Annotated in this window: 15 protein-coding genes and 1 pseudogene; 9 read left to right on the top strand and 7 right to left on the bottom strand. The window is 63.8% G+C overall.

The genetic code is table 11. The features are described from left to right. Positions 1-305 precede the first annotated feature (305 nt). The gene (locus tag CQ045_RS02700; protein WP_181156413.1) at positions 306-1,184 is read right to left on the bottom strand and encodes a YitT family protein; all 879 of its coding nucleotides are present in this window, start codon (positions 1,182-1,184) and stop codon (positions 306-308) included. A gap of 389 nt (positions 1,185-1,573) precedes the next feature. Here CQ045_RS02700 and CQ045_RS02695 point away from each other — a divergent pair, with 389 nt between their 5' ends. The 4 genes from CQ045_RS02695 (at position 1,574) to CQ045_RS02680 (ending at position 4,839) form a co-directional block, all read left to right on the top strand. Then, on the top strand, positions 1,574-1,930 hold the full coding sequence (locus CQ045_RS02695) for a zinc ribbon domain-containing protein YjdM (protein ID WP_105721125.1): 357 nt from the start codon (positions 1,574-1,576) through the stop codon (positions 1,928-1,930). Between the two features lie 62 nt (positions 1,931-1,992). Continuing rightward, on the top strand, positions 1,993-2,985 hold the full coding sequence (locus tag CQ045_RS02690) for a beta-ketoacyl-ACP synthase III (protein WP_181156412.1): 993 nt from the start codon (positions 1,993-1,995) through the stop codon (positions 2,983-2,985). A 169-nt stretch (positions 2,986-3,154) separates the two neighbouring features. Next, on the top strand, positions 3,155-4,357 hold the full coding sequence (locus CQ045_RS02685) for a beta-ketoacyl synthase (RefSeq protein WP_105721124.1): 1,203 nt from the start codon (positions 3,155-3,157) through the stop codon (positions 4,355-4,357). Between the two features lie 11 nt (positions 4,358-4,368). After that, positions 4,369-4,839 (top strand): GNAT family N-acetyltransferase, encoded by a 471-nt coding sequence (locus CQ045_RS02680; RefSeq protein ID WP_105721123.1) that lies wholly within the window; start codon positions 4,369-4,371, stop codon positions 4,837-4,839. A gap of 4 nt (positions 4,840-4,843) precedes the next feature. Here the strand turns inward: CQ045_RS02680 and CQ045_RS02675 are convergent, their stop codons facing one another. The 4 genes from CQ045_RS02675 to CQ045_RS18730 form a co-directional block, all read right to left on the bottom strand. Continuing rightward, on the bottom strand, positions 4,844-6,685 hold the full coding sequence (locus CQ045_RS02675) for a phosphoenolpyruvate carboxykinase (GTP) (RefSeq protein WP_105721122.1): 1,842 nt from the start codon (positions 6,683-6,685) through the stop codon (positions 4,844-4,846). 107 nt (positions 6,686-6,792) lie between these two features. Then, a complete protein-coding gene (locus CQ045_RS19130; protein ID WP_374955005.1) occupies positions 6,793-7,179 on the bottom strand; it encodes an SH3 domain-containing protein in 387 nt (128 codons plus the stop codon). A gap of 79 nt (positions 7,180-7,258) precedes the next feature. Continuing rightward, positions 7,259-7,801 (bottom strand): hypothetical protein, encoded by a 543-nt coding sequence (locus CQ045_RS02670; RefSeq protein WP_146115170.1) that lies wholly within the window; start codon positions 7,799-7,801, stop codon positions 7,259-7,261. Between the two features lie 11 nt (positions 7,802-7,812). Continuing rightward, positions 7,813-7,989 carry a hypothetical protein gene (locus tag CQ045_RS18730; RefSeq protein ID WP_181156411.1) on the bottom strand — a complete coding sequence of 59 codons (177 nt, stop codon included), beginning with the start codon at positions 7,987-7,989 and terminating at the stop codon, positions 7,813-7,815. Between the two features lie 145 nt (positions 7,990-8,134). On the opposite strand from CQ045_RS18730, the gene CQ045_RS02665 reads away from it, so the two are divergent. From CQ045_RS02665 to CQ045_RS02645, 5 genes are all read left to right on the top strand, one after another. After that, a complete protein-coding gene (locus CQ045_RS02665) occupies positions 8,135-10,282 on the top strand; it encodes an NADP-dependent isocitrate dehydrogenase (RefSeq protein ID WP_105721120.1) in 2,148 nt (715 codons plus the stop codon). 130 nt (positions 10,283-10,412) lie between these two features. Beyond that, positions 10,413-10,829 (top strand): cytochrome c oxidase subunit 4, encoded by a 417-nt coding sequence (locus tag CQ045_RS02660; protein WP_105721354.1) that lies wholly within the window; start codon positions 10,413-10,415, stop codon positions 10,827-10,829. 133 nt (positions 10,830-10,962) lie between these two features. Next, complete coding sequence (locus CQ045_RS02655; RefSeq protein ID WP_105721119.1) at positions 10,963-12,615, top strand: SulP family inorganic anion transporter; 1,653 nt, start codon at positions 10,963-10,965, stop codon at positions 12,613-12,615. A 95-nt stretch (positions 12,616-12,710) separates the two neighbouring features. Continuing rightward, positions 12,711-13,055 carry a helix-turn-helix transcriptional regulator gene (locus CQ045_RS02650; RefSeq protein WP_105721353.1) on the top strand — a complete coding sequence of 115 codons (345 nt, stop codon included), beginning with the start codon at positions 12,711-12,713 and terminating at the stop codon, positions 13,053-13,055. A gap of 60 nt (positions 13,056-13,115) precedes the next feature. Then, a complete protein-coding gene (locus CQ045_RS02645) occupies positions 13,116-13,427 on the top strand; it encodes a hypothetical protein (RefSeq protein ID WP_105721118.1) in 312 nt (103 codons plus the stop codon). Positions 13,428-13,634: 207 nt separating this feature from the next. Here the strand turns inward: CQ045_RS02645 and CQ045_RS02640 are convergent. Both CQ045_RS02640 and CQ045_RS02635 read right to left on the bottom strand, forming a co-directional pair. Continuing rightward, positions 13,635-14,675 (bottom strand): annotated as a pseudogene (locus tag CQ045_RS02640) (YifB family Mg chelatase-like AAA ATPase); the annotation flags it as partial. Beyond that, on the bottom strand, positions 14,672-15,034 hold the full coding sequence (locus CQ045_RS02635; RefSeq protein WP_105721117.1) for a YraN family protein: 363 nt from the start codon (positions 15,032-15,034) through the stop codon (positions 14,672-14,674). The gene CQ045_RS02635 and the pseudogene CQ045_RS02640, both read right to left, overlap by 4 nt. Positions 15,035-15,117 lie beyond the last annotated feature (83 nt).

Below are 15,117 nucleotides of genomic sequence, written 5' to 3'. Positions count from 1 at the left end.
CACACGACGCCATCGCCGTATCCGGCGCTCGCGACCAAATCTCTCGGCCCAAGACGAACCCGTGGCGCTGAGCGTCCTCAACTCCGCTGCGCGGACGAGACAAGTATGCCGCCCAACTTTCGTCTGTGTTGTCGAAATCGTCTCGGGATGACACTAAGTGTCACGTCGATGAGCATGTTTGCTGACTCTGAGAGCTTCTTGTCGTGACACTTTCCTGATCGGCTTCACGTGACGGGCATGGTCATTCGAGTCGGTGCAGCTAGGTGGCGAGGAAATGAAGGCAAGCGGAGCAAACCGCTTCCACACTATTCACCGGTGAATCCGATCACTGTGGTGGCGTCGTTGACAACAACGAAGGCGTCTGGATCGATTGCTTCGACACGTTCGAGGAGGAGGCGCTCTTCGAGCTTCGGGATGTAGGTAGTGACCATGAACACCGTGCTGCCGTCAGCCTTAGCTTTGGTGCCGATGAGCACGCGCTGCTTGAACTCGCTTTTGAGTGCCTGCGCGAGAATCGTCCCTTCGACGGTGATGATCTGTACCGTCTTGTAGTTCGTCGATCCTGTCATCTTCGAGATGATCGGAGCGACCACGACGTAGAAGAGCAGGAACGAGGCCATAGCGCGGTCGGGAGACACTATGAACGCGGCAACTACGAAGAGTCCGAAGTTGAACACCAGTATGACCTTGTCGATGTCGATGGAGGCGTGTTCGGAGAGGACGTGAGCGAGACTCTCGATGCCGTCCAGCGCCCCGCCATACCGCAGTGCGATCCCTACGCCGATCCCTAGGAGCACACCGCCGTATCCCAGTGCAAGGATCAACTCCCGGGTTACAGGTTGACTGTGGTGGAAGACGAACGCGAGTCCGCTCAGGGCTGCGATCCCCATGGTCGTGCGGGCGGCGTTTTTCCATCCGCTGTATCTCCACGCGAGTGCGATGAAGGGAATGTTGAGGGCGGCGAGCAATGCTCCCAAAGGCCAGCCGAGCGCGTTTGAGAACAGGATAGCGACTCCAGTGATGCCACCGTCAAGAAGTTCGTTTGGCACCAAGAAGAACTCCAGTCCGATCGCGACGCACGCGGCCCCGGCCACGATTGCCAGAAGATGGAAGGTCTCGGCATAGACAGGGTGCAGCGCCGCGAATTGGCGTTTTGCTCTGACTACTTGCTTGGCGAAGGGCATCAGGTTTGTCCTCTCAGGTCGCAGTGTTGGGTACAGGTCGACGAAGACCGTATTTGTGCACGATGGCAGGTATCTGGCCGTGCACGGTTGAGGGTCCTCGACAGCCCGGCACGCTCCGAACGATGACGCGGGCTCGTGCATCGATGCGGAAGGTAAGAACCCGCCCATGGGTGGTTGAGCGCCAAGGGCATGTCCACCCAAACCCAGCGCCACAGAGGTCAGTGGTGCTCTGTGAGCACAGCGGCCACGCGACAGGAAGCGAGAATCATCGCGTGCCCGCTTCCCGGAGTCCAACTCTCCCCGGTCGCGAGCGATCACGAAAGTTGTACGGCGACGCAACCGCCATGTAACGATGTGATGGAATCATCATGTCACGGTAAGATCGACGCATGCCAGACGTTGCTCCTCTCTGCCCAGAGTGCTCCAGTGAGCACGCCTACGAAATGGGTGCGCTGCTGGTCTGCCCTATGTGTGGCCATGAATGGTCCCCCGAGGACGCCCTCACCGATTCAGATGGGGATGTGTCACGCGTCGTGAAGGACGCGGTGGGAAACCTGCTGGTGGACGGCGATTCGGTTGTTGTGACGACGTCGATCAAGGTGAAGGGCTCCCCCTCGGGGATCAAAGCGGGGACGAAAGTGCGGGGTATCCGTCTGATCGATCCCATCAATGGTCATGACATCGACTGCAAGGTCGACGGCTTCGGGGCGATGCTGTTGAAGTCCAGCGTAGTGAAGAAGGTCTGATCATTTACCGCGTCCCGGTGGTGAAGCCAGACGCGTACGCACAACCTTTGTTTGGAGTCGCGATGCAGCTTCCGATGGGTTCCGCGGGATCACAGGTGGTGGGGTTCGGCCACTTCCAGCCCAGGGACGTAGTGACGAATGACGACTTGTCCCGCTTGGTTGACACGAACGACGAATGGATTCGCGCTCGGACCGGAATCGTCACTCGTCACCTCGCCGCGGAAACTGAAACGGTGGCCGACATGGCTATCGAGGCCGGCCGTTACGCGCTCGCTGACGCGGCGGTCCAGATCGACCAGGTCGATCTGATCGTCGTCGCGACCACGACGGCCACCGACCGCACACCCAATACGGCGGGGAGAGTCGCCCATGCCCTCGGCGCGGGCTCGCCGGTGATCATCGACATCAACACGGCCTGCTCCGGATTCTGTCATGCACTCGCGATAGCGGACAGTGCCATCCGCACGGGCACGGCGACCGTTGCTCTCGTCATCGCCTCGGAGAAGCTCTCGGCAGTGACGGATTGGACGGATCGCAGCACCTGCATTCTCACCGCTGACGGGGCCGGGGCGATGGTCGTCACGGCGAGCGACTCGCCCCGGATCAGTGCCGTCTCCTGGGGATCTGCGTCACGCATGGTCGATACTGTTCGAATCCAAGCCCCCACCGATCGGTTCGAGCAAGACGGTCAAAGCGTGTTCCGGTGGGCGATCTCCGATGCTGCTCGCCATGCGAGGGCGGTCATCGAACGTGCGGGTTATACGCCCGATGACATCGATGTCCTCGCCGCTCATCAGGCGAACCTGCGCATCATCGAACCCCTCGCGAAGAAGCTGGGACTCGAAGACAAAATCGTCCTCACGGACGTCACGGAGTCCGGGAACACCTCCGCCGCGAGCATCCCGCTGGGACTGTCGAAGTGGTGGCATGCGGGACGGATCCCTGAGGATGCGCTCGCGCTTCTGTTCGGCTTCGGTGGCGGCTTCGCGTATGCCGGCCAGCTCATCCGCACACCCATCCGGGGCTTGGAGCCGCAGGCAGGCCCTCAGCGGTGACCAGCTAGTGACCTCTCCGCGTTCCACTCGCGGTCTCCCTCATTCCCGAAAGGTCAGACCCTGCTCGCTCGGTGCGGGGCTGCCCGCTCGATCGGCGCATCGTTCCGATCCTGGGATCCGGCCGCTCCCGCCGACTGACCCCGTTACCCCACGAAGGAGAACAACGCTGATGCGTATCGCAATCACCGGTTTTGGAGCCGTGACCCCGGTCGGGCTCGACGCGCCCTCGAGCTGGTCATCAGTACTCGGTGGCACGTCTGGAGTGAAAGCCCTGGAATTCCCGTGGGCGCAGGAGCTTCCCACGCGCATTGCAGGCCTCGTCGACGACCGTTTCGCGGAGCGACTATCTGTCCGTGAGTCGCGGCGGATGAGCCGCGTGGAGCAGGTCGCGCTGGTTGCTGGGCGTGAAGCCTGGGAACACGCCGGCCGCCCGGCTGTGGACGGGCACCGTCTCGGTGTCGTGGTCGGAACCGGTGTCGGTGGGATCACCGCCACCTTGGATCAGGAGCACGTCTTGTCGACGACCGGAGCGCGTCGGGTATCGCCGCACACGATCACGATGCTGATGTCGAACGGCCCTGCGGCCTGGCTGTCGATTGATATCGGGGCGAAGGCGGGAGCCCGCACGGTGGTCAGCGCCTGCGCGTCCGGGTCGGAAGCCATCGCGACCGGTCGCGAGATGATCCTCTCCGGGACGGCGGATGTTGTGCTGGTGGGAGGGGCGGAGGCCGCGGTGACGGGCCTCACTATGGCGTCGTTTTCGCAGATGCGGGCGCTCTCCAAGCGCAACGAAGACCCGACACGCGCCTCTCGTCCGTTCGATACCTCACGGGACGGATTCGTGCTTGGCGAGGGGGCGGCGATGCTCGTCCTGGAACGAGAGGCCTTCGCCCAGGCCCGAGGGGCAGCGGTCTACGGTTACGTGGCGGGCGCGGCGACGACCGCCGACGCTGACGACATCGTCGGCGCGGACCCGAGTAACCAGGCGCGCACGATCCTCCTCGCGCTGCGAGCTGCAGGTATCGATCCTGGAGAGGTGGGTTTTGTCCACGCCCATGCAACCTCCACCCCGGCAGGCGACGTACATGAAAGCGCAGCGATCGTCGCGTCGGGGATCGAGGCACCCGTCACCTCCACCAAGTCGATGACGGGACATCTCCTGGGCGCGTCCGGCGCCTTGAGTGCAATGGTCACCGTCCTCGCACTGCGTGAGGGAGTCATCCCGCCGACGACGAACGTGGAACAGGTCGATCCCGAGATCCACGTCGAGGTTGTTCGGAACGAGAAGCGACAGACGCGAGCGAATACAGCTGTGGTGAACTCGTTCGGTTTCGGTGGACACAACACCGCACTCGTCCTCACCCGAAGCTAAAGGATCGCACGATGCCTGTCACCCTCCGCCCGCTGGATGCGACCCTGCTGCCTGCGTGGTTGGCCCGTAGCCGGGACACGTACGTAAAAGATCTTGTTGCGGCGGGGCAGTCTCGAGAAGAGGCCGATCGACTGGCTACGGCGAGCATGGAGCGTGCTTTTCCCGCGGGTGTCCCGAGCCCCGGGCACGTGGTGTTTGACGTCGTGGAGATCGACGGTACGCCCGTCGGCTATCTGTGGCTCGGACAGGACCCGAGCGATGATCCTGGCGCATGGTGGGTGTGGGATATCGAGATCCACGCGGACAAGTATGGTCGCGGTTTCGGGCTCCACACGATGCTTCTCGGCGAGGCATACGCGCAGGCCCAGGGTGCACACACCCTGGGCCTCAACGTGTTCGGTACCAATCTCCGTGCGCGAATCCTCTACGAGTCGATGGGTTACGAAATCGTCAGCGCGAAGATGCGGAAGGAACTCACCTGAGCAGTCAGTGACGCGCCCGGGCCGTTGCGCCGGGTTCGTGAACGGCGGCGAGGCGGTGCTCGAGCTGTTCGAGTTGCTCGAGCACCCGAGGCGGAACATGTCCGTCGAATCCGTCAAACCACTCACGTATTGATGCAGTCTCCGCCGCCCATTCTGCGTCGTTGACAGCGAGGAGCTGGTCTTGGGCTTCGTCGGTCAGATTGAGACCGTGCACGTGGAGATCATCAAGGGTCGGTAGCATCCCGATCGGTGTCGGGCTCGCTGGGACGTATCCGGCCACGCGTCGGCAGATCCAGGCGAGGACACGGGCGTTGTCCCCGAATCCTGGCCAGAGGAAGTCACCATTTTCGCCGCGGCGGAACCAGTTGACCTGGAAGATGCGGGGCGCTCGGTCCGGGTCGAGCTGTTCGCTGATCTTCAGCCAGTGCTCCCAGTAGTCGGTCATGTTGTACCCGCAGAAAGGGAGCATCGCGAATGGGTCCCGGCGTACCCTGCCAACGGTGCCTTCCGCGGCTGCGGTCTGCTCGGACGCCATCGTGGCGCCCATGAACACGCCGTGATCCCAGTTGTAGGCCTCGAAGGCCAGAGGGGTCGTGGACGCGCGCCGTCCCCCGAAGAGGATCGCGTCCAGGGGTACGGCACGGCCGGAGAAGTACTCTTCCGCGATCAGTGGGCAGGCACCAGCCGAGACCGTGAACCGGGAGTTCGGGTGTGCTGCTGGACGATCGGTGCCGGGCTGCCACGGCTGGCCCTGCCAGTCGGTGAGCGCTGCAGGGGCCGGGGAGAGCCCTTCCCACCAGACATCACTCTCCGGGGTGAGGGCGACGTTGGTGAAGATCGTGTCGCGTTCGATCATCGACGTCGCGACCGGATTGGTGCCGGGGCCCGTTCCGGGAGCGACACCGAAAAACCCCGCTTCCGGGTTGATCGCCCACATCCGTCCGTCGCCACCAGGCTTCATCCAGACGATATCGTCTCCGAGCGTCTCGACCGTCCACCCGGGTAGAGTCGGCTGCAGCATAGACAGGTTCGTCTTCCCGCACGCGGACGGGAAAGCGGCTGCGATGTGAAAGGGGCGTCCTTCGGGAGAGGTCAGACGGACGAGGAGCATGTGCTCGGCGAGCCACCCTTCGTCCCGGCCCAGGACGCTCGCGATCCGCAACGCGAAGCACTTCTTCGCCAACAGCGCGTTGCCACCGTACCCGGAACCATATGACCAGACTTCGCGTGTCTCTGGAAAATGGGCGATGTACTTGTCCGTGTTGCTCGGCCAGTTCGTGTCAGCAGTATCAGCGGTGAGTGGTGCGCCCACGCTGTGCACGGTCGGCACCCAGTTCGCGCCGTCATCAATACGCGTGCGCACCTCGCGACTCACCCGCGTCATCACACCCATCGACAGCGCCGCGTAGGCAGAGTCGGTGATCTGGAGCCCGAAGCGGGCGAGGGGGCTGTGGGCGACGCCCATCGAGAACGGGACGACGAACATCGTTCGTCCCCGCATCGCTCCGGCGAACCGTGCCGCGAGCTCCGCCCGCATGCTAATCGGGTCGCGCCAGTTGTTCGTCGGCCCGGCATCGGATTCCGACTCCGAACAGATGAAGGTGCGGCTCTCCACGCGTGCGACATCGGCCGCGTCGGAGCGCGCCAGGTAGCTGCCCGGTCGGAGATCCGAGTCGAGCTTGGTCAACTTCCCCTCCGTGACGCTCTGCGCGAGCAGAGCCGCACGCTCGTCGGGCGTGTCGTAGTACCAGACGACCCGGTCCGGTTGCGTTAGGGCGGCGACCTCGGCAACCCAGAGGGCGCAATCGCTACCGAAACCAGGGGCGGGAGGGAGTGTGAAACGCATCGGACAACCTTTCGCTTTCCTCCAGGACTACCGGCTCCACGCAGGTGGGTGCCGGTAGCCCTGGAGGAAAGAACGGACGAAATTTATGAATTGATGAATTGATGAACTCATTTAGTGTTCTTGCTGCGTTGCTCCGTATCCGGTCCTTCTGCAGTTGTCCCGAACGCTGCGTGGGGCACCCAGCCCGCGCCGCCCCGCCGGTCCCGGCACCAACTCTGCCCATTCGCTGGGTCATCGACGATCACCGTGACGATGTCTCCAGCCTTCACAGGGAGCTGGGCGGTGTCGTAACTGAAGAGAACCGTCGCGTCAGGTCGTTCGGCACTGAGATACCGGGTCGGGATCCGAGCCTTTCCCGCCAGCGCCGTCACCAGCTCGAAGGGATCATCGCCTGCGTCCCCGCAGACGTGGACGTGGACGCGGTCGCCCGCTCGAGCAATGAACGGTGCGGGCTCCGGTGCCGGGTGGTCGTGCAAGATGCGTGATCGGCGCATGGACGGGTCGTGCCTCCGGCTCTGTCGGGCGGTGGTGAAACGGTGTTGGTGGACGGGCTCACGGCGGGTCCGGCGAGGCTCAGCGCAGGGATCCCTCGGATACGGGAATCCATCCCGCAACGACAGTTCCCGCTTCCACGGCTGAGGAGAGACCATCCAGCGCCCAGGTCGATTCGTTGATCTGGAGGCCGGAGCCGGTGATCATCAAGATGGTGCGCCGGGAGGCAATGAGACGGCGAATAGCAGCGGTTTCCGGATCATGAGTGTCGATCGGCGCCTCAATATCGATTGTCCACACCGATTCGGCAAGGCTGCCGCCGATCCGCGCGGCGCCATCTCGACCCACATCCGCCATCGCTGCCGTTGGGGCTACCACAGGCGCATCGTGGGCGATGCGTGCCAGATCCGGGTCGATGACCAGACCGAACCCGGCGCCGAGAAGAGATGCCACCCACGTGTTTCGGGCTTCGCCGTCGGAGGTCTGGAGCATCATCCATTCCTTGGGCTCCAGGACGAGGGTCGGTACCCACTCGGTGCGGTCGCCCATGGTGAAGACAACGATCCGCCACAGATAGAGGTGCGGGATTGCCCGAGGAATCATGGTCTGTTCTTTCGCGCCCACCGGAGACCACATCACCTCATGCCGCGCCGCGCGACCGTCATCGGGATGAAGAACGCGAGGCAGATCGACAGGATGCCGCCGATGAAGATCAACGCATTGAAAGACGGGGCATCCTGCGCGATGCCGACGAGGAAGATCCCTCCCACGAGCAGTATCAGGGTGAGGAGAAACTGAGCGATCACGGCCATCGGTGCTCCAAAGCTCGGGTGCGGTCTCCTCGGATGGAGTGTGAGGCGTCCGCAGTATGAAATGATGAGTTTGTCAAATCATAAACCAACGACGGCGACCTGGACATGCCTGGTGCAGCGCGTGGGCGGGTCGTGATGGGAAGTCATGAAGATCATCTGGACGCTGACGGACGAGTCCCCCCGTCTCGCATCGCTCACGCTGCTCCCCTTGGTGCAGGCTTTTGCAGCCCTCGCCGACGTGAAGGTCGAAGCTCGGGACATCTCGCTGCCAGCGCGGATCCGCGCCCAGTTCCCCGAACGGCTCACACCGTCACAGCGTCAGGCGGACGGGATGATCGAGCTGGCTCGGCTCACCTCGTCGCCGAGCGCGAACATCATCAAGCTGCCGAACATGTCGGCGTCGGTCCCTCAGATCAAAGCGGCGATCACCGAGCTGCAGGCGCAGGGAGTCAACGTCCCCGATTATCCGGGTGCGGTCGTCACGGACGAGGACCGGGACATTCGACGGCGGTATGGGAAGACGAAAGGCAGCGCGGTGAATCCGGTGCTCCGCGAGGGGAACTCGGATCGTCGCGCGCCGTCGTCCGTGAAGTCTTACGCCCGCAAGCACCCCCACCACATGGGCCGATGGAGTCGGGACTCAAGAACGAATGTCGCCACGATGAGCGGCGACGACTTCCGTGCGAACGAGACCACCTGGGTCGCACCGGCCGCGGACACGCTCGCCATCAAGTTCATTGACGAGTCCGGTGTTGCTCGTGTCTTGCGAGACGCAGTTCCTGTGTCGGCGGGGGACGTCGTCGACGCGAGCGTACTCCGCGTCGGGCCGTTGCGTACTTTCCTTGACGCCCAGATCCAGCGGGCAAAGACGGAGGGCCTGTTGTTCTCCGTGCACCTGAAGGCGACGATGATGAAGGTCTCGGACCCGATCATCTTCGGACATACAATCCAAGCGTTCTTCCCCGCCGTGTTCGAACGGTACGGTGCTGAGCTCGCCGCGGCAGGCTACACGCCGGACCACGGGCTCGCCTCACTCCTGAGCGGTCTTGATCGCCTGCCCCACGGGGCAGAGATATCCCAGGCCTTCCAGGACGGGATCGATGACGGTCCCGCCCTCGCAATGGTCGACGTGGCGCGGGGGATCACCAACCTGCACGCCCCGAACGATGTGATCATCGACGCGTCAATGCCCGCGATGATCCGCACCTCTGGACACATGTGGGGGCCAGACGGGCGCGAGCGTGACACCCTCGCCGTCATCCCCGATTCCAGCTACGCCGGCATTTACCAGAAGGTCATCGACGACTGTCGCACCCATGGTGCGTTCAACCCGGCCACACTCGGCTCCGTATCGAACGTCGGACTCATGGCGCAGAAGGCGGAAGAGTACGGCTCGCACGACAAGACTTTCGAACTGGACGACGCCGGCATCGTGCAGGTGACCAACGCGGCAGGCGACGTCATCCTCCACCACCAGGTCGCCGCCGGAGATATCTGGCGTGCATGCCACACCACCGACATCGCGCTCCGCGACTGGGTGACCCTTGCTGTCTCCCGCGCCCGCGCAAGTGGAACACCAGCGATGTTCTGGCTCGATCCCACGCGCGCGCACGACCGCGCCCTCACCGACGTTGTCCGCAGATATCTGAAGACCGAGAACACCGAGGGCCTCGATATTCAGGTGTTGGCGCCGGAGGAGGCGATGGAGTACTCGCTCGAGCGGATCCGGCGCGGCGAGGACACGATTTCCGTCACCGGCAATCTCCTCCGCGACTACCTCACCGACTTGTTCCCGATCATGGAACTCGGCACCTCCTCGCGGATGCTCTCCGTCGTCCCCCTCCTCGGCGGGGGACGAGTCTTCGAAACCGGCGCCGGCGGGACTGCTCCCGCACTGGCCCGCGCCTTCGAAGAAACCGGACACTTCGGGTGGGACAGCACCGGCGAACTCCTCGCCCTCGCTGAAAGCCTCCAGTTCGTTGCTGACCGCACCAAAAACCCCAACGCCGCGATCCTGAGCGAGACTCTCTCCGAAGCGATTGAACAACTGCTGGACCTGGGCCTCACCCCCGCGAGCGGCAACGCGGTCATCGACACCCGCGAAAGCCACCTCCATCTCGCCAGCCTCTGGTATCTCGCCCTCCGACACACACCCATCGCCGCACGCGCCGCACAGATCACCCCCACCGCCGTGCTCTCGACGCTACGACAAGTCAGTCACACCACGCTCGAGGACCGTGGAACGCCCTGGGCCGGAACTCCGCTCTGGAACGACGTCCCACTGTCTGTCTAGATCCGAAGCGGGCGGCCGAGGGCCACTAGGGCCTCGAACGCTAGGGTCACGCAGCCGCTGGGCAGGGTGCAATCAATGCCAGTGATATGATGATTTTATCAACCCATACTTTCGCGATGAAGGGTGAATGGTGAATTCGAGCAAGGTTGTTCTGTGGATCATGGCGATCGGTTTTCTCGCCTCGGACGCCGCGTATGTCGTCTGGAGTCTTCTGCAGGGCGAGTTCGAGGTAATCGGTACGATCACGATGGGGCTGTCAGGCATCATGTGTGCGCTGATCGCGTTCTACTTCACCATCACCCAGCGTGAGAGTCCGGCCGGCAGCCTGCCTGAGGATCGGCTCGACGCCGATATCGACGACGGGGATCCCGAAGTGGGACACTTCAGCCCGTGGAGCTGGTGGCCGATCCTTCTCGCCGGCGCGATCGGGATGTTCGTTGTGGGAATGGCCGTCGGCACGTGGCTTGCGGTCATCATCGTTCCCTTTGTTGTGGTGTGCCTTATTGGCTGGGCCTTCGAGGACTACCGAGGGAACTTCGCGCGATGATGAGACTGGAACCTCGTCTGAGCGAGCTCGTGCCCGCCTGCGTACTCGCCTACTCAGTTCGCTGGCGAGCGTTCGCCTCAGAGGATGCGCAGGCCGATCACCCCCACACACGCGAACACTGACGGGAACCTCCATGAACTTTTCGCGATCGATAGGGCTCCTGCTCCCCCGCCCGTCGGACTATCGCCTGCTGCGGAGGTCCTGGCGAGGTGACCTGATCGCGGGTATCACGGTCGGCATCGTCGCCCTCCCGCTGGCGCTGGCGTTCGGGGTGAGTTCAGGCGCGGGGGCTGAAGCCGGTCTGATCACGGCCATCGTGGCGGGCATCGTCGCGGCCGTGTTCGGTGGTTCGAACGTGCAGGTGTCCGGGCCCACAGGTGCCATGGTCGTTGTCCTCGGCCCAGTGATCGCCGTGCATGGGCCCTCCGCCGTCGCGATCGTCAGCATTCTGGGCGGGGTCCTCGTTCTCATCGCGGGCATCCTGCGACTCGGGCGGATGGTGTCCTACATCCCCTGGCCCGTCATCGAAGGATTCACCTTCGGCATCGCCATCATCATCTTCCTGCAGCAGGTGCCCTCCGCGATCGGCGCCGCCCCGGGCCCCAGCAGCAATGCGTTCGTATCCGCGATCCAAGCAATCGGAACTGCCAGCGGAGCAGAGGCCGCCTGGGCGCTCGGCGTGGTGGCCTTCATCGCGGTCGGCATGATCTATCTCCCCAAGCTCCACCGGCAGCTGCCCGCCTCCATCATCGCGATCATCCTCGTGACGGTGATAGCCGTCATCGCCCACCTGCCACTCGACAGAATCGGGGCGCTACCGTCCTCCCTCCCCGCACCGGCACTGCCCCAGGTCGATGCGGCCAACTTGATGACCTTTGTCGGTCCGGCATTCACGATCGCCGCTCTCGCTGCAATCGAGTCGCTGCTATCCGCGCGTGTTGCCGCGTCGATCTCCGACACCGGCCCCTACGACGCGGATCGCGAACTCGTCGGCCAGGGACTTGCCTCCGTCGCCTCCGGATTCTTCGGTGGCATGCCCGCGACCGGAGCGATCGCCCGGACCGCCGTCAATGTCCGATCCGGCGCCCGAACACGCGTCGCCGCGATCATCCACGCCCTGGTGCTGCTGGCAGTCGTCTACCTGGCCACCATGGCCGTCGCGCAGATACCTCTCGCCGCACTCGCCGGCGTGCTGATGGTCACCGCGACCCGAATGATCTCACTCTCCACCGTTCGCAGCGTCATCACCGCGAGCAAGTCAGACGCCGCCGTGTTCATCGCCACAGCAATCGTCACCGTGTCATTCGACCTCATCATCGCTGTTGGCATCGGGATTATCGCTGCCGCCTTCTTCGCACTTCGAGCCCTGGCTGCCTCGGGCGGCGTCCACCGCGAGGAGATGCCAGCACCCTCGGCACCGGAGGACACGGAAATCGCCTTGTTCCGACTCGACGGCGCGCTGTTCTTCGGCGCAGCTGACCGGATGATGGACGAGATCAACAAGATCCACAGTGTTTCGGTAGTGATCCTCCGCCTCTCGCAACTCCAAGTCCTCGACGCGACAGGAGCACGCGTGGTCACAGAACTCGTCCACTCACTCGAACGCCGCGGCATCACAGTCCTCATCAAGGGAGTCCAAGACCGGCATCTGCGCGTCGCAACACGAGTCGGCGTGATCGCCGCACTCCGACACCAGAACCACCTCTTCACCCACCTCTCCGAGGCCGTCGAGCACGCCCGCAGCCACGTGCGACGCAGCCACGCCAGCGCTAACTCACTGGAATGATGAGAAGATGACATCATCAACTCGAGTCGAACACACACGACTCGCACCCGAGACGACGATGTCGCTCGCGAACTGACAAGCGAATGAGGACAATCATGCCGAACCCACTCGGTGCCGAACGCCCCCTCTACGAGGCCAAAGCCAACCTCTTTAAGGCGCTCGCCCACCCGGTCCGCGTCCGTATCCTCGAGATCGTCAGCACCACCCCCGAGGTCTCAGTCAGCGCCCTCATCGACGACGTCGACATCGAAGCGTCCCACCTCTCTCAACACCTCGCCGTGCTCCGCCGGCACAACCTCGTCACCTCGGAACGCCGCGGGAGCCAGGTCTTCTACCGCGCCACCACCTCCCACGTCACCGAGCTACTCCAGGTCTCCCGCGCCCTCCTCGTCGAATCCCTCGAACACACCCTCGCGCAACTCCATACCGCCACTGTGTGACCCACACGGGCGCCCGGGCACAGCCCCGCAGTCTCACCACCGCACGAGTACTGTTTAGACGTGGGAAATCTCTACTACGGCGGTGCACCCGAACCAATCACGATCAACGATCGCGCGCTGACGCACCTCAAAGTCGTCATGGCCACAAAACTTCGTCGCAACGAAAGCTTCACCTTAACGTGGAACCACCCCGAAGGGGAAACTCCAGGGCTCTCCGCCATCTGGATCCATCCGTCGATCCCACTACGGTTTGTGTTCAACGAACCTCAACCGATCCCTCTCAACATCGAGTGGATCCAACAGCTGATGAACTCCGCCAACTCCTCCGGCGGCATCCATCTCGTCGACGAGATTCTCCCGACGGACGGCTGAGCCCGAACTGGCGATCAGACCAAACCTCCCCGAGGCCCCCTCTTCACCCTGCTGTGACACTTCGTGTCACCACAATTCAGTCTGTGTCATCGAAAGCGCGTTTGTGTCACCCCAGCACATTTACGACATGTGTCATGTCATCGCAGGGTCCGACAACCGCGCTCGGAGCACTCCCGTTGTCTGGACACTGTTCAGTCGTACACAAAGCACCATCAGTTGGAATCTGGCAGGGAACCTCGCCGTGAAGCCCGCACGATGAACTTCGATCACTCCGGATTCCAGAGGTTGCCGCAATGCGTCGAGGGCGACCCGTGAGAACTCCGCGGCCTCGTCGAGGAACAGCACACCTCGGTGGGCCCGCACGATCGCTCCGGGTCTCGCCGCCCGCGACCCGCCACCGACGAGTGCTGCGACGGATGCGCTGTGATGCGGCGCTTCCAGCGGCGGCAGCGGGTCGAGTGCTGCGACCGGCTCGCCGCCGAGGGAGCGGATGGACGCTACTTCGAGCGCTTCCTGGTCCCCGAGGGGAGGCATGATCCCCGGCAACCTGCGCGCGAGCATCGTCTTGCCTGCTCCCGGAGGTCCGCTCAGAAGCATGTGATGCCCTCCTGCCGCCGCAACGATGAGTGCTTCGACCGCCTCTTCCTGTCCGACGACATCGGCGAGGTCGAGCCCGTCCCGAACGGCGGGAGACGTTGACACGGCCTCGACGGCATCCACATCGGGCACCTCGATATCGGCACCGTGCCAGACGGCGACCTCCGCCAGAGATGCGGCCGCTCGTACCTCGATGCCGGGGACGAGCCGTGCCTCCGCCTCATTGCCGCGGGGGACGATCACCGTCTCGAATCCAGCGCGCGCAGCCGCGAACACCGCGGGCAGCACGCCGGGGACAGGACGGATCCGTCCGTCGAGTCCGAGCTCACCGACGTGCACGGCGGCAGTGATCGATCGCGCATCGAGTAATCCTCCTGCGGCCAGAGAGGACACGGCGATCCCGAGATCGAAGCCGGCCCCGTGCTTGGGAAGACTCGCCGGGGACAGGTTCACCGTGAGACGTCGCCGTGGCAGATCGAGACCCGCGTTCTTGCACGCGTTGTGCACTCGCTGCACCGCCTCCCCCAGTGACTTGTCCGGGAGCCCGATGATCCGGAACTCGGGTGTCTGATTCGACATGTCGGCCTCGACCTCGACGAGGTGCCCGTCCACCCCGGTGAGCGCGACCGCCCAGGTCCGCGCCGTGCTCACGCGAGGTCCACGAGGTGCTCGAGAGAACCGACGAACGGATCGGTCCCGATGATCCCGATGGCCTCGAGCCGCACGGTGCGACCACGGGCCGCGTCGGGGTTCTCTGTGATCCACGCTTGCGCGAGTTGCCAGAGTCGACGGCGTTTGCGTCGATCGATGGCCTCGAACGGGTGCCCGTACGCTGCTGTCCGCCGTGTCTTCACCTCGACGACCGCAAGGTAGTCGCCCTGCATGGCGACGATGTCGATCTCTCCTTGGACACACCGCCAGTTCCTGGCGAGAACGGTGTACCCGCTGCCCGTCAAGTGCCGTGCGGCGCGCTCTTCGCCTGCTCTGCCGAGTTCATCCTTCGCTGCCATGTGCCCAGCATCACGCGCGCTTCAGCGGCGAATGCGTCGCATGGCGACCTGCGCACGGGCGTTGGGGAGAAGTCAGAAGTCGA

Origin of the sequence: Microbacterium sp. MYb66 (assembly GCF_002979435.1) — a bacterium.
Classification (GTDB): Bacteria; Actinomycetota; Actinomycetes; order Actinomycetales; family Microbacteriaceae; genus Microbacterium.
The sequence above is the reverse complement of the archived record's forward strand: the minus strand, read 5'-3'. Positions and strand labels throughout refer to the sequence as shown.